The organism is Ruminococcus turbiniformis (genome assembly GCF_020687545.1).
Taxonomy (GTDB): Bacteria; Bacillota; Clostridia; order Lachnospirales; family Lachnospiraceae; genus Mediterraneibacter; species Mediterraneibacter turbiniformis.
On sequence record NZ_JAJEQX010000034.1, the window covers coordinates 1 to 19,729 of the forward strand.

16 protein-coding genes are annotated in these 19,729 nt (G+C 51.6%); 1 reads left to right on the plus strand and 15 read right to left on the minus strand.

What is annotated here, in order from left to right:
- Positions 1 to 343 precede the first annotated feature (343 nt).
- The 15 genes from LKD70_RS15150 to LKD70_RS15220 form a co-directional block, all read right to left on the minus strand.
- A complete protein-coding gene (locus tag LKD70_RS15150; protein ID WP_407690985.1) occupies positions 344 to 1,786 on the minus strand; it encodes a four-carbon acid sugar kinase family protein in 1,443 nt (480 codons plus the stop codon).
- A 145-nt stretch (positions 1,787 to 1,931) separates the two neighbouring features.
- Positions 1,932 to 2,888 carry a prolipoprotein diacylglyceryl transferase gene (gene lgt / locus LKD70_RS15155; RefSeq protein ID WP_227708710.1) on the minus strand — a complete coding sequence of 319 codons (957 nt, stop codon included), beginning with the start codon at positions 2,886 to 2,888 and terminating at the stop codon, positions 1,932 to 1,934.
- Between the two features lie 70 nt (positions 2,889 to 2,958).
- The gene (gene ychF, locus LKD70_RS15160; RefSeq protein ID WP_227708712.1) at positions 2,959 to 4,056 is read right to left on the minus strand and encodes a redox-regulated ATPase YchF; all 1,098 of its coding nucleotides are present in this window, start codon (positions 4,054 to 4,056) and stop codon (positions 2,959 to 2,961) included.
- A 367-nt stretch (positions 4,057 to 4,423) separates the two neighbouring features.
- Positions 4,424 to 5,077, minus strand: coding sequence for a thiamine diphosphokinase (locus LKD70_RS15165; RefSeq protein WP_227708713.1), 654 nt, complete (start codon positions 5,075 to 5,077; stop codon positions 4,424 to 4,426).
- Positions 5,070 to 5,732, minus strand: a complete 663-nt coding sequence (rpe, locus tag LKD70_RS15170) for a ribulose-phosphate 3-epimerase (protein ID WP_227708714.1) — start codon at positions 5,730 to 5,732, stop codon at positions 5,070 to 5,072. The genes LKD70_RS15165 and rpe overlap by 8 nt, the downstream gene beginning before the upstream one ends.
- Before the next feature lie 2 nt (positions 5,733 to 5,734).
- Positions 5,735 to 6,613: a ribosome small subunit-dependent GTPase A gene (rsgA, locus tag LKD70_RS15175; RefSeq protein ID WP_227708715.1), complete on the minus strand. Its 879-nt coding sequence runs from the start codon at positions 6,611 to 6,613 to the stop codon at positions 5,735 to 5,737.
- 20 nt (positions 6,614 to 6,633) lie between these two features.
- Positions 6,634 to 8,706 carry a Stk1 family PASTA domain-containing Ser/Thr kinase gene (pknB, locus tag LKD70_RS15180; protein ID WP_227708716.1) on the minus strand — a complete coding sequence of 691 codons (2,073 nt, stop codon included), beginning with the start codon at positions 8,704 to 8,706 and terminating at the stop codon, positions 6,634 to 6,636.
- A complete protein-coding gene (locus LKD70_RS15185; protein WP_227708717.1) occupies positions 8,703 to 9,446 on the minus strand; it encodes a Stp1/IreP family PP2C-type Ser/Thr phosphatase in 744 nt (247 codons plus the stop codon). The genes pknB and LKD70_RS15185 overlap by 4 nt, the downstream gene beginning before the upstream one ends.
- 10 nt (positions 9,447 to 9,456) lie before the next feature.
- A complete protein-coding gene (gene rlmN / locus LKD70_RS15190; RefSeq protein WP_227708719.1) occupies positions 9,457 to 10,509 on the minus strand; it encodes a 23S rRNA (adenine(2503)-C(2))-methyltransferase RlmN in 1,053 nt (350 codons plus the stop codon).
- A gap of 48 nt (positions 10,510 to 10,557) precedes the next feature.
- A complete protein-coding gene (locus LKD70_RS15195) occupies positions 10,558 to 12,018 on the minus strand; it encodes a 16S rRNA (cytosine(967)-C(5))-methyltransferase RsmB (protein WP_227708720.1) in 1,461 nt (486 codons plus the stop codon).
- Positions 12,011 to 12,712 carry a zinc metallopeptidase gene (locus LKD70_RS15200; RefSeq protein ID WP_227708721.1) on the minus strand — a complete coding sequence of 234 codons (702 nt, stop codon included), beginning with the start codon at positions 12,710 to 12,712 and terminating at the stop codon, positions 12,011 to 12,013. The genes LKD70_RS15195 and LKD70_RS15200 overlap by 8 nt, the downstream gene beginning before the upstream one ends.
- 35 nt (positions 12,713 to 12,747) lie before the next feature.
- On the minus strand, positions 12,748 to 13,722 hold the full coding sequence (gene fmt / locus LKD70_RS15205) for a methionyl-tRNA formyltransferase (protein ID WP_227708722.1): 975 nt from the start codon (positions 13,720 to 13,722) through the stop codon (positions 12,748 to 12,750).
- A gap of 3 nt (positions 13,723 to 13,725) precedes the next feature.
- Complete coding sequence (def, locus tag LKD70_RS15210; RefSeq protein ID WP_227708724.1) at positions 13,726 to 14,223, minus strand: peptide deformylase; 498 nt, start codon at positions 14,221 to 14,223, stop codon at positions 13,726 to 13,728.
- A 91-nt stretch (positions 14,224 to 14,314) separates the two neighbouring features.
- The gene (gene priA / locus LKD70_RS15215) at positions 14,315 to 16,534 is read right to left on the minus strand and encodes a replication restart helicase PriA (protein ID WP_227708725.1); all 2,220 of its coding nucleotides are present in this window, start codon (positions 16,532 to 16,534) and stop codon (positions 14,315 to 14,317) included.
- A 5-nt stretch (positions 16,535 to 16,539) separates the two neighbouring features.
- Positions 16,540 to 18,009 carry a UDP-N-acetylmuramoyl-L-alanyl-D-glutamate--2,6-diaminopimelate ligase gene (locus tag LKD70_RS15220; RefSeq protein WP_227708726.1) on the minus strand — a complete coding sequence of 490 codons (1,470 nt, stop codon included), beginning with the start codon at positions 18,007 to 18,009 and terminating at the stop codon, positions 16,540 to 16,542.
- A gap of 299 nt (positions 18,010 to 18,308) precedes the next feature.
- Here LKD70_RS15220 and LKD70_RS15225 point away from each other — a divergent pair, with 299 nt between their 5' ends.
- Positions 18,309 to 19,712, plus strand: a complete 1,404-nt coding sequence (locus LKD70_RS15225) for an alanine/glycine:cation symporter family protein (protein WP_227708727.1) — start codon at positions 18,309 to 18,311, stop codon at positions 19,710 to 19,712.
- Positions 19,713 to 19,729 lie beyond the last annotated feature (17 nt).

The following is a 19,729-nucleotide window of genomic DNA, read 5'->3' on the forward strand; positions in this document are numbered from 1 at the left end:
AACAGCGGATTGCCCTTATAATTCAGGTGGCTCTATCGTTCGGAATGGATGGCTCTCTGTAACGGATTGAGTGGCTCTGAAGCCACGGAATACTCATTTGTCAAGGTACGGATGATTACCTACTTACCCGTGGCGAACACTGCCGACACGATTGAAATGATTCCAAGTACCAGTGACGCAATTCCCATTCTCTTATCCTCCGCTTCTTTCATCCCTCAGCCAACGCCGCTGTCTCTGTGAATATCTTCCGTTTTTTACAAATTACCGGAAGGGCCAGGCGGCACATTCCGGAATTGCAAGTGATTAATCCTCCTCAAGAGTATAACCGATTTTCAGGATTTTCTCAACATGTTTCCCCGGCAAGTATCTCCACAGCTTCCTTAAGCGTTTCTTCCTCGCCTACATTTCCGGGGAAGATCACATACGGAGTACCGGGAAATGTGCTCTCCTCTCCAGTCTGCCACACAGGGATTCCTGGTCTGATCTGGCCCATCACAACGGCACGCTTTACCTTAAGCGCCTTCGTCCCCACATCACTGGAGGTGATTCCTCCCTTTGCCACAACAAACGCCGGGGCAGTTTTCAGTCTTCCCACAAGAGACTGCACACCGTCTGAGATTTTGACCGAACGAACAAGCGCCTCTTCTTTGCTCTCATTTTCCACTGTGAGAACCTTACGGTCTGTATAGCAGACAGCGGTCTTTCCCGAGAGGATGACCCTCTCGCTTTCAGCGACAACGCGGTCCACCTCTGCATAGAACGCCTCGTCGCCTTTCATCACAAGATCGGAGTGAAACGGAATCCCCTCCACGCACTCCAGCGAAAGCAGTCTTTTGAGCTGCCTTGTCGTTTTGTCTGTGTGACTGCCGACAACGACGATGCCGCCGTTCTCTGTCTCATTTACGATCATCTCCCCGCGCGTCAGAAGCGGCTTGTCTGAAACTCCGCCCAACGCCTTTACGATTCCTGCGGCTGAACGGAACATGAAGCGCTTCCCCGCCGTCATCGCTCTGTACAGCGCAGTGCAGAATACTTTTACATCGCAGTAGTCGATGGCATTGACGATGATCTTGCCGAAATCCTCCACAGACAGAAGCTGTTCCGCAATGTTGTCGATCTGCATATTCCGCAGAGAGTCAAGCGAAATGCATGTGACCGAATCGGCGGAATATTTTCCCGCTGTCTTTTCTTCAATATACTGACGCAGATCCGAGGAATGATACCCGAAAGTCACGTCTTTTGCAAACTCTGTGTCCGCCGCCGGCACAAGTTCTTCTCCGTACTTCACATAATGGATATTTCTAATCGTATATCTCCCGCCCTCTTTGAAAAACGGGCAGAGCACCTCGCCGTCCGGGACAGGTTCCCCGGCAGCCTCAAGCGTTTCCCTCAGCACTTCCGTTTCAAGCGGATAGTGTCCGCGCAGAGTCGAGTCACTTCTGCTTACGATTATATAATCTTTCCCTGTCGCTTTCGCAGCCGCCGCGATATTCTCCGCAATCTCTCTGTGAGCCTTTTTCGTCTGCTCCGAAGTAAATCCGCGGGAATTTGTCAGAATGTAGAAAAGCTTTCCGCTTTCCTTAAAACCGCTGAGCACACTGCCTGCGCTCCAGTCTGTATAAACCGAAATATCATGAACAGTCTGTACCCCTGTCGGGTCATCATCCAGAACAACAATCTTCGACGCGTTTTTCTCAATCTCCCGGTTCAGAAGCCGGTCGGTCTCCTTTTCGTCAATACATGGGTAGGTTTTCAGAATATCCGCGCTTATTTTTTCTCCGCTCACTGCTTCTTCCTCCATTTCTTTTTTGATTTCTGTACAGAAAATGACCGGGGATCGTCTCCGCCCGGCCATTTTTATTCCGACTGCCCCGGTTCTGCATTACTCAGGAATCCGTTTCTCTTCCGGATCACATTGTCAGCCCCTGCTTTCAGTCTTTGAACTTAAATATTTTATCTTTTTTCTTCGGCGGCTTTTTCCCTTCAATCTTATCCGGCATGGGCTCATATACTTTCTTTGCCTTCAGCATGGGAATTCTCTTGTGGTGATTCCGCAGCCACAGAAGCGCCGCTCCAGCAAATATCACAACGCTTCCCGCAAGAAGCTGGGATACCGGCAGCCCGACTCCGGGCAGGAGAAGCTGGTCTGTCCTCAGGCCTTCGATCCAGACGCGTCCCAGCGCATATCCGAAAATATACAGAAGGAAAAGTTCACCTTCATACTTTTTATGTTTGCGGTATATCATAAGAATAATAAGAAGCACCGCACACCAGAGAGATTCATAGAGAAAAGTAGGATGCACCTGAATATAGCTGACTCCGTCAATGACCTCCATATGTTCACGCATAAGTTCTGTCACATCGCCTGATCTCACTGCGTCAAGCGGCAGTCTCATGGCAAACAGGCTGTCTGTGTATTCACCGAATGCTTCGCGGTTGAAAAAATTGCCCCAGCGCCCAAGCATCTGTCCGTTCAAAATCGCCATTGCCACCGTGTCAAGAATCTGAAACGGCGACAGACGTTTGACTCTCGCCATAATGAACACCGCAATAACAGCTCCGATTACACCGCCGTATATGGCCAGTCCGCCATGCCGCAAGTTAAAGATCTCCAGCAGATTATCCCTGTACATATCCCAGGAAAATATCACATAGTAGAGCCTGGCTCCGACAATGCCGGCCACAACTCCTATAATCCCCATATCGAGATAATCTTCCGGATTCTGCCTTGTGCGTTTCGCCTCTGCCGTGGCAATCAGAAAACCGATCAGAATCGCGCAGCCGATAATGATCCCGTAATAAGCAATTGTAAATCCGTGTATACTGATATTTTTCCCTACATGTTCCAGGTAAATTCCCAGATTCGGGAAAGCAATGTCATAATGCATGCCCCTTCATTCCCCCTTCTGATATGTCTGTGCTTCTTTGCCCGTATTCGGACGTATGGGTGAACTGTTGCTATACATTGAACCGGAACAGCATGATGTCTCCGTCCTGTACAACATAATCCTTTCCTTCAAGACGGACCAGCCCTTTCTCGCTTGCGGCATTATGAGATCCGCATGCCATCAGGTCGTCATAGCTGACTACCTCCGCGCGGATAAATCCGCGTTCAAAATCTGAATGAATCTTGCCTGCTGCCTGAGGCGCTTTTGTTCCTTTCTTAATCGTCCATGCGCGCACTTCCGGCTCTCCCGCAGTCAGATAACTGATCAGCCCGAGCAGGTGATAGCTTGCCTTGATCAGTTTTTCAAGGCCGGACTCTTCCAGTCCCAGATCATCAAGGAACATCTTCTTCTCATCGTCATCCAGCTGAGAGATCTCTTCCTCAATCTCCGCGCAGACGACAAACACTTCGCAGTCTTCCTGTGCAGCGTATTCACGAACCGCCTGCACACCTGCGTTGGATGCTCCGTCGTCTGCCAGATCATCCTCTGATACATTAGCCGCAAAGATCACCGGCTTTGCAGTCAGCAGGTTGTAACCCGCGAGCCACTCCTGCTCGTCCTCATCGTCAGTTGTAAACGTCTTCGCCAGCTTATTGTCCTCCAGATGCGCCTTTAAGCGATTAAGAAGATCGAGTTCTTTCGCCGCTGTCTTGTCGTTGCGCGACAGCTTGACCGTCTTGGCGATCCTTCTCTCCAAAATTTCAAGATCCGAGAAAATCAGCTCCAGGTTGATCGTCTCAATATCCCGCATCGGGTCAATGCTTCCATCCACATGTACAATATTGCTGTTCTCAAAGCAGCGCACCACATGTACAATCGCGTCCACCTCACGGATATTCGCAAGGAACTGGTTTCCCAGTCCTTCTCCTTTGGACGCCCCCTTTACAAGTCCGGCAATATCCACAAACTCAATAACCGCCGGGATGATCTTCTTTGTGTGATACATCTCTCCCAGCACATCCAGTCTTTTATCCGGCACAGTAACCACACCTATGTTCGGATCGATCGTACAGAACGGATAGTTTGCCGACTCGGCCCCGGCCTTTGTCAGTGAATTAAACAATGTGCTCTTTCCCACATTTGGCAAACCTACGATTCCTAATTTCATATATCTTCACATCTCCTCATTTATCAATATTAATAGAGTCTAAAGCAACTATAGAGTATAGCATAAAAGCGCCGTTTTTTCAATTAAAATCGAAATAGCCGGAAACACAGAAAATACAGTTGCCTGAAGCACCCGACGGCACATTCCGGGATTGCAAACTGCCGGCAATATCGCAGGCAAGCCTGGCTCCGGCTCGCCGTCTGTACAAAAAGAGTGAGTAATTTTCTCTTAATTACTCACTCTCATAAAACATCTCCCGCTAATCTCCAGTTTAAACATTTCCGCTATTGCTGACGGCTGTACTGCTTCAGACGTTTTTTTCTCTTTCGCCGGCACTCTCTTTCCACAGCCCGGCACAGCAATTTTTTCAGTCTCTTGTCTCCATCAGGATCACCTTTCCGTAGGCAAATGAGATCGTCACCTCGTCCTCCTGAAACTCATTGCTGACACAAAGGCTGTCGCTCGGCTTTAAAAAATGGTTTTTAAGCGGATACTTTGCCCCGCTGATATTGAAATCATCTACCGGAAGTTCCAGTGGAAACAGGGAAAAATACGGGCCAAAAGCCTCCTCTTTTTTCAGAGTGATCTCATGGTCAAGCAGACGGATCTGGTTGTGGCTGTCCAGAATTCTTGCATCCGCCCCTGCCTCAACGGCAATCTGAAGGCACTGTACGTTCGCCCAGAGATGATCGATTCTGTTTCCGGTGCCTCCGAGTATCCATATATGCTTGCGGTTCAGTCCCAGACAGAGCCTCAGCGCAATCTCTGTGTCAGAGGCATCCTTCACCGGGTTGAACTCACGGATCGGGACATTAATCTCCTCCCTGTAATAACTTACAAGCCCGGGGGCCACGCTGTCGAAATCTCCCACAATATAATCCGGCTTGATCTGATGGCTGTACAGAAATTCAAGTCCTCTGTCCACTCCGATAATAAACTCCGTATCTTCACTTTTCAAAATCGGGAGCACAAAATCCTCTTCCAGCATACCCCCGCTTACAATTACAGTTCTCTTACTCATATTTTCTCAATATCTCCATAAATCCTGCTGTATTCTTTCTGATGTCGCCTTTATATACACCGGAGCCCGAGACAATGACATTGGCGCCCGCTGTAAGCACTTCCGCGACATTGGTCTGGTAAACGCCCCCGTCTACTTCGATATCTGTCTTGAGTCCCTGCTTTTCAAGCAGTTCTCTTAAACTCCGGATCCGCTCAAGAGACTCCGGAATAAACGCCTGGCCTCCAAACCCCGGCTCCACGCTCATGACAAGAAACATTTCCGCCTGATCCAGATAGGGAAGAAGCGCATCCACAGGCGTCTTAGGCTTGATGGAAAGCCCCGCCTTCACGCCGCACTCATGGATGGCGTCAAGCGTCCCCTGAACATCTTCGCATGCCTCCAGATGAACCGTGATAATGTCAGCTCCGCATTTTGCAAACTCTTTCACATAGCGGACCGGCTCCGTCACCATAAGGTGAACGTCAAGCACCTGTTCTGTAAAGCCCTTCAGAGAGGAGAGCACCGGCATACCGAAAGAAATGCTCGGGACAAAAATCCCGTCCATCACATCAAAATGAATGTACTGTGCCCCTGCCTCCTCCGTCTCTTTAAGCTGTTCTCCGAGAATCTTAAAATCTGCTGAAAGTATGGATGGCGCCAAAATGTTTTTCATAGCTAATACCTCTTCCTTTCCTGAATTTCCCGGTACATCGCGACATAGTCATCGTACCTGTTTTTGTGTATTTTCCCCTCATCCACAGCCTCTTTCACCGCACAGTCAGGCTCGTGGATGTGGTCACACCCGTTAAACCGGCACTTGCCCTCATACGGGCCAAACTCCGGAAAGCAGTATTTCAGTCCTTCTTTTTCCATGTCTCCTACATAGAGGGAACTGAAACCCGGAGTGTCCATAATATAAGAACCTTCTTCCAGAACAATCAGCTCAGAATGTCTTGTCGTGTGTTTCCCACGCTCAATCTTCCTGCTGATGCTTCCTGTTTCCATTTTCACTTCCGTCTGAAGACGGTTGATCAGAGATGACTTTCCCACCCCGGACGGGCCGGCGATCGCCGTCGTCTTCCCGCTAAGGCAGCTTTTGAGTTCTCCGATCCTTATCTCTTCTCTCGCGCTCGTAAACAGAAGCGGATAGCCGCACTGTTCATAAATCTCCTTCAGTTCCGCAATCTGCGGCTCTTTCGCGATATCCGTCTTGTTGAAACAGAGAATCACGGGGATCTCCTTGCTCTCCATCATAACGAGAAACCGGTCCAGCAGATTAAAATGCGGCTTCGGCTTTGTCACTGCAAACACGACCAGCGCCTGATCAATATTGGCCACCGCCGGACGGATCAGCTCATTCTTCCTCGGAAGGATTTTTGTTATGTTTCCTTCCATGTCCTTTTCGTCGGTGACTTCCATTTCAACGTTGTCCCCGACAAGCGGCTTAATTCCGTCCTTTCTGAATATCCCTTTTGCCTTACATTCATAAACACCGGATTCTACCACGTGAACGTAGTAAAATCCGGCGATTCCTTTTATAATCTTACCTTGCATATACTGACTTTCCTGTCCTGTCACTGTGATCCGCCGGATGAATTATCCTCCGAACCGCCCTGGCCGCCGGACGACGATGCCGGATCCGGTCCGAGACTGATCGTAAATCCGATCGCAGTGCCCTTTTCCACAGAGCTTCCCGGTGATGCCGTCTGAGTTATCACATACCCCCGCTGAACCGTACTGTACTGGGAGTCCACTGTTCCCACAGTAAGTCCGGCATCTTCAAGTTTCTGACGTGCTTCTTCTTCTGTACAATTGCTCAATGACGGAACGGACACATACTCGGTTTCCGGTCCGAGGCTTACTACATAATTCACAGTTGAACCTTTTGCCACCTTGCTGCCGGCTTCTGTACCCTGTGAAATTACAATTCCCGCCTCAACGGTATCACTGTATTCCTCGCTGGCGCTTCCCACAAGTCCGGCCGCGGCAAGGTCAGACTCTGCCTGGCTGGCTGATTTATTTCTCAGGTCAGGAACTGTCGCAGGTTCCTCTCCTAAACTTACAACGATCGTTACAGTCGTTCCTTCTTCCACTTCTGTACCTGCAGTCGGATCGGAGGAGATTACATTGCCTTCCGCAATTTCATCGCTGTACTGTGCCTCTCCGTGAGATACAACAAGATTTGCATTGCGGATTGCTTCTTCCGCGTCCGCCTCCGAACTGTTCACTACATTCGGGACGGTGGTCATCTCCGGTTCCTCGCCGCTGCTTATAACAACAGTGATCGTTGTATGCTTCTCGGCATTCTCTCCGGGCTGGGGATCCTGGCTCATAATCTCGCCTTCCGCGTACTTGCTGGACGGCTGGCGCTCATTCTGCACTTTCATGCCAAGTTCCATATCCTTTAATTCCGCGCGCGCTTCGTCTTCGGTCATTCCGCGAAGATCCGGCACTTCCACGGTCTCTTCCTCTTCCTGTGCAAGTCCCGGGCCGCCGCTGAAAAATCCTGCCGCGTTGGCGACAAGGAAAAGGACCAGCAGCGCGATCACAACACCCGCAACGATCATGAGAATCTTCATGATCCGCTTTGTATCGGAATTTACATTGTTCTTCCGGCGCCTGCGGTCATGCTGCTGACGGCGTCTGCTGTAATCATCGTCGTCATCCTCTTCATCCTCATCGTCGTCGCTGTCGTAATCGTCTTCCTCGTCATCCCGGTTATAATTCCGTCTCTGCACCTGCTCCAGCTCTTCTGTTGACATAACAACTGTCCGGTCGGTATCCGTGCCGACGGCAGCACCTCCGGCCAGAACAAAGTCTCCGTCCGGATCCACGAGCGAGCGCTTCAGATCTGTGAGAAGAGACGCGCAGTCGTGGTACCTGAGAGCCGGGTTTTTCTGCGTACATTTCATGATGATGCATTCCAGGCTGTACGGAAGATCCGGCACCTCCTCGGAAGGCGATGTGATCTGTTCCTGAAGATGCTTCAGCGCCACAGACACTGTCGAATCCCCGTCAAAAGGCACATGGCCTGTAATCATCTCATACATCGTGATACCGATCGAATAGATATCACTCTTCTCGTCGACGACTCCGCCTCTCGCCTGCTCCGGAGACGTATAGTGGACAGAACCCATGACGCTTGTGCTGATCGTCTGGGTAGATGTCGTCGCCCGTGCGATCCCGAAGTCTGTCACTTTTACCTTGCCGTCTTTTGATATGATAATATTCTGCGGCTTAATATCTCTGTGAATGATATGATGGTTGTGAGCTGCCTGAAGTCCGGTCACCATCTGGATCGAGATGCTGATCGTCTCCTTCGCTGAAATTCTGCCCTTTTTTTCGATATAGTCTTTCAGCGTGATTCCTTCCACCAGTTCCATGACCATGTAGTAAAGGCCGCGGTCCTGGCCCACGTCATAGACATTTACCACGTTCGGATGCATCAGTCCGGCCGCTGCCTGAGCCTCGCTTAAGAATTTTTTGATAAACACCTCGTCCTGGCGGTAATCACTTTTCAGCACTTTTATTGCCACGTACCGGTTCAGCTTGTGATCCTTCCCCTTATAGACATCTGCCATGCCGCCGGAACCGATACGTCCTAAAATTTCATATCTTTTCCCTAAGTAAACTCCTTCTTTAATCATAATACACTCACCTCATCTGCGAACGGTTCTACAAGGACAACCCCTATATTGTCCGTACCGCCATTTTCCTTTGCAGCATCGACAAGAGCCTGCCCGGCTTCTACGATATCTCTGCCACCCTGAACGATATGGAAGAGCTCCTCATCCTCAACCATGTTGCTCAGACCGTCTGTACACATCAGAATGATGTCTCCCCGTTTCAGACGGTGCTCGTAGAAATCCACATCCACATCGGCTTTCGCACCGATGGCTCTTGTGATAATATTTTTATCCGGATGGTGCTTTGCCTCCTCCGGCTTGATGCCGCCGAGTCTCACCATCTCCTCTACAAGGGAATGATCTTTCGTGAGCTGCTGAATCCCCTGATTGATCAGATACAGACGGCTGTCCCCCACATTCGCGAAGTACATCATCTGATTCATGATCGTCGCAGCGACTACAGTTGTTCCCATCCCCTTCAAATGTTCGTCACGGGCCGCTTCTTTTATAATTTCACGGTTTGCAGTCTTGATGGCGTTCACAAGGCACTTTTCAATGTCCTCGCCCTCACTCTCCTTCAGTTCTCTCTGAAGAACTTCCACCGTGTATTTGGAAGCATAGTCTCCTGCCTGGTGTCCGCCCATTCCGTCCGCGACGACAAAGAGATTCTGAAGAATTCCCAAAGGCCGGTCCGTCGTATAGACATAATCCTGATTCACCTGCCGTACCATTCCCACGTCTGTAATTGAAAATGTCCTCATATCTGTCTCCTTATGATTCGTCCGATTTTGTTTCTTCTTCCACATAGCGGCGTCTGAGCTGACCGCAGGCCCCGTCTATATCAGAGCCCATTTCCCTTCTTATAGTAACATTTATTCCGCTTTTTTCAAGTTTATTTTTGAAATTCAGGGCATTTTTCCTGCTTGGGCGCACAAAAGTCCTTTCTTTTACCGGATTGACCGGAATCAGGTTCAGATGGCAGTTTCTCGGCTTTAAAATCGCCGCCAGTTCCGCCGCGTCCTCGTCCCGGTCGTTGACTCCATGGACAAGACTGTACTCAAACGTCACCCGCCTGCCCGTCTTTTCAAAATATGTATCGCAGGCAGAAAGCACTTCCTGCAGATCGTATCTGTTTGCAACCGGCATGAGCTTTCTTCGCTTTTCCTGGGTGGAACCGTGCAGGGAAAGTGCCAGTGTGATCTGGAGCTTTTCTTCCGCCAGCGCTCTCATCCGGGGAACAATGCCGCAGGTCGATACCGTTACGTTTCTCTGGCTGATGTTAAGTCCATGTTTGTCGGTCAGCATATGAATGAATTTCAGAAAATTTTCATAATTGTCAAGCGGCTCTCCTGTTCCCATAATCACGACATTCGACACTCTCTCCCCTGTGATCTTCTGAATCTGATAGATCTGTCCGAGCATCTCGGAGGGCATCAGGTTCCGCTTCAGCCCGCCGATCGTGGAGGCGCAGAACACGCACCCCATCCTGCAGCCTGCCTGGGAGGAAATACAGACGGAATTGCCGTGTTTATATTTCATGAGCACGCTTTCTATCATATTGCCGTCATGCAGGCGGAAGAGAAACTTGTTCGTCCCGTCGAGTTTTGATATCTGTCTCTCCTCCATCTCAACAGGCAGTATTTCATACTCTTCGTCCAGTCTTGCTCTCAGCTTCAGGGAGAGATTCGACATCTCTTCAAAGCTGTCCGCCAGCTTCACGTGAAGCCACTCGTAGATCTGCCTGGCGCGGAAAGGTTTCTCTCCCAGGCGTTCCATCTCCTGTATCAGTTCGTCATATCCATATGAACGGATGTCCTTTTTCATCTTTTTATCATTCCTTTTCTATGCTGCCTTCGGACGGACCGAAAGTTTTCACGGCCGCACACTCCGCCGGAAGCGCGCGATAAAAAATCCGTCCGCCTTATGTACACCGGGCAGAAGCTGGATACAGCCCTTTTCCGTCATACTTTTTTTCAGCTCCGGGCAGAGCTTCTCCCCGATATCATCGAAAGTGAACTCCGGGTACTCTCTAAGAAACCATTGAACGTTGTCCATGTTTTCCTCCCGGGTAACAGTACATGTACTGTAGATCAGCGTTCCTCCCGGCTTCACATAATTCTGTACGCACGAGAGAATCTCTCTTTGCAGCTTTGAGAGGCTTTCAACGCTTTCCTTTGACGCCCGGTAGCGGAGCTCCGGCTTCCGGCCCATAACACCCAGCCCGGAGCAGGGAAGATCCGCAATCACAATATCTGCCTTCCCGAAAGACTCCCTGTCCGGGACAGACGCGTCCATGCAGGCCGCGGAAATATTTGTAAGGCCGGAGCGGCTGATATTCTCCCGGATCAGATCTACTTTGTATTCTGTCAGGTCTCTTGCCTCCACATGTCCCGGCGCAGAGCCGACCTCTTCCGGCACAACTCCGTCCTCTTCCGTCGCAGAACCGCTTTCTTTCGCTGCGGAGTCTCCCGGCGCCGCGGCCGCAGCTCCTTTTTCTTTCATAAAGATCTTCTCCGCCGCATGGAGCGCCTTGCCTCCCGGCGCAGCGCAGACGTCAATCACCAGATCCCCGGCTTTCGGATCCGCCGCTTCCCCCACAAGCATGGAGCTTACGTCCTGCACGGTGAAAAGCCCTTCCCGGAAAGATTCCAGGCGCTCGAGGTAATCATATCCCGAGATCTCAAAAGCATATGGAAGGTAGGGATGTCTCTGTACATGTACGCCCTCGTTCTCCAGTCTTATCTTCAGCTCTTCCGGTGATATGCGGTTTAAACAGCAGCGTACCGCCGTCGGCTTTTCCTCCTGGAAATCCCGCAGCATCGTCTCCGTCACCTCATCACCGTACTGGTCACGCCACATCCGTACAATCCACTCCGGGCAGGAATAACGCACGGAAAGGGCCGCTGTCGGCTCTTTTGGATACTCTACCTGATCCAGCTCTCTTGCAATATTACGAAGCACTCCGTTTACATAGCCCTTAAGCCCGGAGAATCCCTTTTTTACCGCCAGCCTGACCGATTCGCTGCACACGGCCCGGTCCGGTATCCGGTCCATATATTTAAGCTGGTACACTGCGCTCCTTAACAGGTTGCGGATGACCGGCTTCATCTTCTTTACTTTCACTTTTGAGAACTGATCGAGGATATAATCAATCTCAATCAAATGCTCCAGCGTCCCTTCCGTCACTCTTGTGATAAAAGAGCGCTCTCTTTTCTCCATGTACTGATATTTGTCCAGCACTTCTTTGAGCACAATGTGACTGTGCCGGCCGTTCTCCGTCACTTCCATGAGAACTGCCAGCACAATCTCCCGTTCATTCACAGGTTTAGTCATTCCTTTTTCTTCCTCCGATTATAATAAGCCTTAAAAGCTGCAGAATCATCGAAGCCGCACTCGCCACATAGGTAAGCGCCGCGGCGCCGAGCACCCTTTTCACTGAGTCCACCTCATCCGGGTAGAGCATCCCGGACGACTCAAGGACTTTCACCGCCCGGTTTGATGCATTGAACTCCACCGGCAGGGTGACGATCTGAAAAAGTACGGCTGCGGAGAAGAGCAGGATCCCCAGGTTAATGAGAAACACCGCCGTCTCCCCGTTTAAAAACAGTCCGATGATAATAAGCGGCCAGGCAGCCATCGATCCGATATTCGCCGCCGGCACAAGGGCTCCTCTGATCTGAAGCGGCGCATAGCCTGTAGCGTGCTGAACCGCATGCCCGCACTCGTGGGCCGCCACTCCCACTGCTGCCACCGAAGCGGAATTATACACCGTGTCCGAAAGTCCCAGTGTCTTCTTCGACGGGTTATAGTGATCCGTCAGATTCCCGGGGATGTGGATCACCTGGACGTCATAAATCCCGTTGCGGCGGAGAATCTGTTCCGCCGCCTCCCGCCCGGTAAGCCCGGTCCTGCTGCGGACTCTGGAATACTGTGAAAACACACGGTTCACCCGCCCGGAAGCCGCGATACAGATGAGGGCTCCGATGACAACGAGCAGATAAGTCCAGTCATAGTAATAGTAGAACATGGCATCAACCTCCTGATATAACGGGGACCGGCCGGTTATTCTGCAGTAAAGACGGTTCCGGTCTCCAGTTTATTCCCCCTCAGGAACGCACCTGTCTCCATTCTCTTCTTTCCCGGAAGCTGCACTTCCAGAATGCGCAGCACTCCGTCTCCTGTCTGTACTTCAATGCTGTCTTTCTCCACGCGGATCACAGTTCCCGGAACCGGGCTGCCTGCGCCGCCCTCTCCGTCAGTATTTTTTCCTGCCGCATTTTCTTCCGTCCCGACTTTCGCCTTCCACACTTTCAGCACTTTCCCGTTCCAGTGCGTGTAGGCTCCGGGCCAGGAAGTGAGTCCACGGATCAGCCTTTCAATGTATGCTGCCGGACAGCTCCAGTCTATATTTCCCAGCTCTTTTGTAAGCATCTTTGCGTACCCGGTAGGGCTCTCCCCCTGTTTCTGAGGCCTGAGGGTTCCCTCCTCAAGTGCTTTTAATGTCTCCACACAGAGCTCTGCACCAGCCGCAGCCAGCTTGTCATGCAGACTTTCTCCGGTTTCTTCTTCCGTAATCGGCACTTCTCTTTTCAGAAGCATGTCGCCTGTGTCAATGCCCTCGTCCATCTGCATCGTCGTCACTCCGGTCATCTTCTCACCTTCAATGATCGACCACTGAATCGGAGCGGAGCCGCGGTATTTCGGAAGAAGGGACGCGTGGACGTTGATACATCCGCAGGGCGTCATATCGAGTATCGATTTCGGGAGAATCTGGCCGAAAGCAATGACAACGATCACGTCCGCACCGTATTTTTCAAGTTCTTTCACACACTCCGGATCACGCACTCTCCGCGGCTGATAGACCGGTATTCCATGAGAGAGAGCAGCCTCCTTTACCGGAGTGTACTGCATCTCTTTGCCTCTTCCTTTCGGTTTGTCCGGCTGCGTCACTGCAAGGCACACGTCATATCCCGCATTCACAAGAGCCTCCAGCGTTCCTACCGAAAAGTCCGGCGTTCCCATAAATATCACACGCATGGCTTACTCCTCCGTTTCTGCCTCATTTTCGTCTTCACCGTCATATGTCACATCGTGAAGGCCGTCCTCCGTCTTATCCACGTACAGTTCTCCGGAAAGATGATCGATCTCATGACAGAACGCTCTTGCCAGAAGTCCCTCGCCCTCCATCTCGAACAGTTCCATGTTCTGGTTGTACGCGCGCACTTTCACGCGCTCCGGCCGGGTAACATATCCCCACTTGCCGGGAACACTCAAGCAGCCTTCCTCGCCGGTCTGTTCGCCGGATGTCTCCAGTATCTCAGGATTAATCAGCACGATAGGGCCTTCTCCCACGTCAATCACTACAATCCTTTTCAGAACACCGACCTGGGGCGCCGCAAGCCCGACCCCGTGATATTCGTACATTGTCTCCAGCATATCCCCGATGAGAATCTTCGTTCGGATCGTCATCTTCGGCACATCCTTGCACTGCTTTGTCAGTATCTCGTCACCGATCTCTCTTACCTGTCTGATTGCCATAATTTCCTCCTTCTCGCTGTCCCACTGCATCCCGGAACCACCTGTCCCTGATACGTGTCTTTTCCGACTGTATTTTTTATTTAAGGCGCTGTCACATGGGGTTAAAGTCAAACTGAACCCGTATTGTATTAAAACCTGAATTAATCTCAATATACTGCTCCAGCCTGTCCTTTATCCCTGTCAGCATTTTGTACTCCGCCGACTTGATATAGATCACCCTGCGGTATACATCTTTGATCCTGTCGATCCCCGGGCTTGCAGGACCGATCACCTCTGCCGGGGCATTTCCCTTCACCCGAAGAATGTATTCTTTCAGATAATGGCATCCTTTCTCCAGAAGCTCCTCATCCTCACATGAGGCGAGCACTGCCAGAAGCTCCTCTGCCGGAGGATATCCCATCAGTTCCCGGTAACGAATCTCCTCCCCGTAAAACGCTGCGTAATCCTGCGCCGCTGCTGCCCTGACCGCATAGTGATCCGGACTGTATGTCTGAATCACTGCCGCCCCCGGCCTGCTGCCCCGTCCCGCCCGGCCTGCCGCCTGGGTCAGAAGCTGAAACGTCCGCTCTCCGGAACGGTAGTCATCCGTGTACAGAGACATATCCGCCGCCAGGATTCCGACAAGGGTCACATTCGGAAAATCATGTCCCTTGACGATCATCTGGGTTCCTACAAGGATATCTGCCTCCTCATTTGCAAAAGCAGCAAGGATCTTCTCGTGGGCGTCCTTCTTCCGCGTCGTGTCCATATCCATCCTGAGCACCCGCGCTCCCGGAAACCTGGCTTTCACGATATCTTCGATCTGCTGTGTTCCCGCCCGGAATTCCCCGATAAACCTGGAGCCGCACTCCGGACACACCGTCACTTTCGGCTGCTCATATCCGCAGTAATGGCACCGCATCATCCCGTCTCTGTGGACAGAGAGCGACACACTGCAGTGCGGGCAGCGGACCACATATCCGCATTCCCGGCAGGAAATGAACCCGGAGTACCCCCGCCTGTTCAGGAAGAGTATGATCTGTTCGTGCTTTTCAAGCCGGTCCTCCATCAGTTCCGTAAGCGTCCCGCTTAAGATCGACCGGTTTCCATTTCTTAATTCTTCCCTCATATCCACGGTATATACCTGCGCCATCTGCTGCATCCGGGAACGGTTCTTCATCTCAAAGAGCACATACTCGCCCTTTTCCGCCCGGTACATGGCCTCCATCGACGGGGTGGCGCTTCCCAAAACCACGCTCGCCCCCTCCATCTGCGCCCGCTTTATGGCCGTCTCCCTTGCATGATACCGGGGCGTCTGTTCGCTTTTGTAAGTAGGCTCGTGTTCTTCATCAATAACAATCAGCCCGAGCGCCGGAAAAGGCGTAAAAAGCGCTGATCTCGGGCCGATCATCACATCCACTTTCCCGGCTCTTGCGCGCATCATCTGATCATACCGCTCCCCGGCTGAGAGCCGGGAGTTCATAATGGACACCCGGTCGCCGAACTTCCGGTAAAACCGCATAACCGTCTGATATGTGAGCGCAATCTCCGGAATCAGGACAATCGCCTGCTTTCCCTGCTCCACAATCGTCCGGATCATCTCCATGTAGACTTCGGTCTTGCCGCTCCCGGTCACTCCGTGGATCAGATACGTCTGCCGGATTCCGTTCATATAATCACTCTGGAACCGATCCACCGCCGCCTGCTGTTCTGCTGTGTAAACAATCCGCTGTTCTTCCTGTTTTTCCCCTTTCACCGGGTTACGGAACACCTGCTCTGATTCGACAGCAAGGACGCCCTGCTCCTCAAGAGCCCGGATCACCTGCATCGTAATGTTAAGCTTTTTCGTCACAAGTTCATACTCAAGCAGAGGATCATCCAGAAGGGCTGCCATCAGCCGCGCCCTTGCCTTCTGGTTTTTCTCCAGATAATAGTGAAGCTGCCGCGTCCCCGTCTCTTTGTCGAGCAGAAGCCGGAGCCTTTTCTTCACCCGCGCATTTTCCTTCTGCTTGATCGGCAGCACGGTTTTTAACGCCTGAATCATCGTGCCGCCGTAGTTTTCCCGCATCCACGCCGCCAGAGCGATGAGTTTTGCCTCAATCTCCACGCCCGACTCCGAGATAGCCGTAATATTTTTCACCTTTGACAGATCATAGTCACACGTCTCACAAATCCCGGTCACGTACCCTTTGATCTCCCGGTTGCCCTTGCCAAACGGGACGATCACTTCCATCCCGGGCTGAAGCTTTGCCTCCAGCTCCTCCGGAATCCGGTACTGAAAGATCTTATCCAGTTTTTCCTGTCTGATATCTATGATAACGTCTGCAAACACACGAATTATCTTCCTTCTTTTATCTCCTCAAGCACTTCCGCGATCAGCACTCTTTCGTCCATCGGGTGCTTCACACCCCGGATCTCCTGATAATCCTCATGGCCTTTTCCCGCCAGGACGATGACGTCGCCGGGCTGCCCGTGCTCAATGGCATAGCGGATTGCCTCTTTCCGGTCGCAGATCTCCACATAACTGCCGTCCGTCCTGCCGATTCCCTCTTTGATATCGTCAATGATCGCCTGGGGTTCCTCAAACCGCGGATTATCCGATGTGATAATCGTAAGATCCGCAAGCCGTCCCGACACCTCTCCCATCTCGTAGCGCCGGTCTTTCGAGCGGTTTCCTCCGCACCCGAAAAGACACACGAGACGCTTCGGGTGATATTCCTTCAATGTAGTCAGAAGGCTCTCAAGGCTCATCGCATTGTGGGCGTAATCAATCATCAGAGTAAATTCATCCGACACCTTGATCATCTCAATGCGCCCTTTTACCTTCGCCTGCTTCAGCGCTGCCTGTATCTTCTCCACCGGCACGCCGAAATGACGGCATACCGAGATGGCAGTCAGAGAATTGTAAACGCTGAATGTCCCCGGTATGTCAATTTCCACGTCAAAATCCATAAGTCCGGACACGTGATATGCCACACCCAGGTACCCCGGCCGTGATACAAGTTCAACATTCTCTGCCCTTAAATCCGCCTCTTTGGAAAATCCGAACGTCTCCACTTTGCATGTGGCACCCCGGAACACATCCCTGAAATATTTGTCGTCCACATTGGCGATTCCGAGCCGGCACTGTTTGAACAGAAGTCCCTTGCACCGTTTGTAGTCGTCAAAATCCTTATGTTCGTTCGGCCCGATATGGTCTCTTCCGAGATTCGTGAAAATGCCGATCTCAAACGGAATGCCCGCAGTCCTGTGGAGCATCAGTCCCTGGGAGGATACTTCCATCACAACGCAGTCGCACCCTTCCTCGACCATCTGCGCGAAATACTGCTGGATTGTGAACGACTCCGGCGTCGTGTTTGCCGCAGGAATCTTTTTCTCCCCGATGATGGCCTCGATCGTTCCGATGAGTCCGACTTTGTGTCCCACACTGTCAAGAATCGATTTGATCATATACGTGGTCGTCGTCTTTCCCTTCGTTCCCGTGATGCCGATGACTTTCAGTTTCTCTGCGGGGTAGCCGAAATACGCAGCGGACATAAGCGCCAGTGCATAGCGTGTATCCTGCACCCGGATCACTGTCACATTCTCCGGCGCTTCCGCCTCTCTCTCCACAACAACCGCTGCCACGCCTTTCGCAGCCACATCGGGAATATACTTATGTCCGTCGGACACAGCGCCGCTGATGCAGACAAAAACAGAGCCCTGCTCCGCCTTTCTTGAATCGTTGACAAGCGTCGTAACCTCAATTTGGTCATCGCCCTGTATGACTTCATATTCCAGACGCTCCAGTAATTTATTTAACCTCACAATGACTCCTCCTGATCACTTTTTCAATTCCGATGGCAGAAAATCTGCCGATACTTTATATAGGATAACACAAGACAGGCCGGGTTGTCGAGGGCAACAGTTCATCCGCAGCGCCGCAGCCTGTTCGTCCGCAATACCGCCGCAGCGGCGAAAACACAGCGAAAAAATGCCTGTATTTCTGGACAAACTGCTCCACATACTATATAATGTTGAATCGACTGCGCCCGGTTTATACCGGACGATCACCGGAATCACAAAAGAAAACGCCCTGTGCAGGGCATGAGAAAGAGAGGAATAAAATGTTTGCACAGATTATCAACACACTAAGCGACCTTTTGTATACCTACATTCTGATTATCCTTCTCCTTGGCACGGGAATCTATTTCACGATACGCACACGGTTCGTCCAGTTCCGTATGCTCCGTGAGTCAATCCGCGTTGTCATGGAGCCGAAAAATGATGAGAGCGGCCTGTCTTCATTCCAGGCACTTATGGTGTCCACCGCTTCCCGGGTGGGAACCGGAAATATCGCGGGAATTTCCACTGCGATCTGCCTCGGCGGACCGGGAGCCGTATTCTGGATGTGGGTGACCGCGCTGCTCGGAAGCGCGTCCGCATTCATCGAGAGCACGCTGGCGCAGATCTATAAACGCCGTGCCGAAGACGGGACATGCTATGGCGGTCCGGCCTACTATATTCAGGCGGTTTTAAAGCGCCGCTGGATCGGCGTTCTCTTTGCCGTATTTCTGATTCTCACCTATATGGTCGGATTCAATATGGTAGCATCTTTTAATATCGTAGATGCGTTCCGCGCGTACAGCTTTTTCGACGAGTCATGGACTCCGGCACTGATCGGTGTGATCCTTGCGGTCATTTTCTGTATCTGTATCTGCGGCGGAAGCAGACAGATCTCCAAAATCACCGGCGTGCTCGTCCCGGTAATGGGCGTATTTTACCTGGCGCTCTGCCTGTTTATTGTCGTGACACATCTGAACCTTGTGCCGAAAATGTTTGCGGATATCTTCACCAGCGCATTCGACCTGCAGGCCATCTTCGGCGGCTTTACCGGTTCCTGCATCATGCACGGTATCAAGCGGGGACTTTTCTCCAACGAAGCCGGTGTGGGTTCCGCGCCGAACGCAGCCGCAAGCGCCGCTGTCTCCCACCCGGTCAAACAGGGACTGGTGCAGATGCTTTCCGTCTTTATCGACACAATTCTGATCTGCTCCGCGACCTCCTTCATGCTGCTCTGCTCCGGCATCGCTCCGAGCGACTCTCTCAAGGGAATGCCATGGGTACAGGCAGCCGCCGCAGGTACACTGGGCAGCGTCGGAACAACGTTTATAACAATCGCCCTCTTCCTCTTCGCGTTCACTACTCTGATCGGCAACTTCTTCTATGCGGAGATGGGGCTTGGCTATCTGTGTGACAAAACCCCCAACAAAAAACTGCTCATCGGCCTGCGCGCCGCAGCGACCGTCGTCGTATTCGCCGGCTCCCTGCTGGAGTTCAGCGTAGCCTGGAGCACAGCGGACGTCATCATGGGATTCCTGGCACTGATCAACCTGCCGGTAATCATCATGCTTGGCGGACCTGCCATCCAGTGTATGAAGGATTATATGAAACAGAAAAAGGCCGGGAAAAATCCGGTATTCCATGCGAAGGATATCAACCTGAAAGATCCTACCGACTTCTGGAATTAAGACAGTTGCATTACAAA

What these genes read in the sequence shown, in the direction of transcription:
- lgt (WP_227708710.1), bottom strand. Translation starts at nt 2,888, where the DNA reads ATGCATTATGACATTGCTTTCCCGAATCTGGGAATTTACCTGGAACAT.
- fmt (WP_227708722.1), bottom strand. Translation starts at nt 13,722, where the DNA reads ATGCGTGTGATATTTATGGGAACGCCGGACTTTTCGGTAGGAACGCTG.
- rpe (WP_227708714.1), bottom strand. Translation starts at nt 5,732, where the DNA reads ATGAAAAACATTTTGGCGCCATCCATACTTTCAGCAGATTTTAAGATT.
- def (WP_227708724.1), bottom strand. Translation starts at nt 14,223, where the DNA reads ATGGCAATCAGACAGGTAAGAGAGATCGGTGACGAGATACTGACAAAG.
- LKD70_RS15185 (WP_227708717.1), bottom strand. Translation starts at nt 9,446, where the DNA reads ATGAGGACATTTTCAATTACAGACGTGGGAATGGTACGGCAGGTGAAT.
- LKD70_RS15200 (WP_227708721.1), bottom strand. Translation starts at nt 12,712, where the DNA reads ATGTTCTACTATTACTATGACTGGACTTATCTGCTCGTTGTCATCGGA.
- rsgA (WP_227708715.1), bottom strand. Translation starts at nt 6,613, where the DNA reads ATGCAAGGTAAGATTATAAAAGGAATCGCCGGATTTTACTACGTTCAC.
- pknB (WP_227708716.1), bottom strand. Translation starts at nt 8,706, where the DNA reads ATGATTAAAGAAGGAGTTTACTTAGGGAAAAGATATGAAATTTTAGGA.
- LKD70_RS15225 (WP_227708727.1), top strand. Translation starts at nt 18,309, where the DNA reads ATGTTTGCACAGATTATCAACACACTAAGCGACCTTTTGTATACCTAC.
- LKD70_RS15165 (WP_227708713.1), bottom strand. Translation starts at nt 5,077, where the DNA reads ATGAGTAAGAGAACTGTAATTGTAAGCGGGGGTATGCTGGAAGAGGAT.
- ychF (WP_227708712.1), bottom strand. Translation starts at nt 4,056, where the DNA reads ATGAAATTAGGAATCGTAGGTTTGCCAAATGTGGGAAAGAGCACATTG.
- LKD70_RS15195 (WP_227708720.1), bottom strand. Translation starts at nt 12,018, where the DNA reads ATGACTAAACCTGTGAATGAACGGGAGATTGTGCTGGCAGTTCTCATG.
- rlmN (WP_227708719.1), bottom strand. Translation starts at nt 10,509, where the DNA reads ATGAAAAAGGACATCCGTTCATATGGATATGACGAACTGATACAGGAG.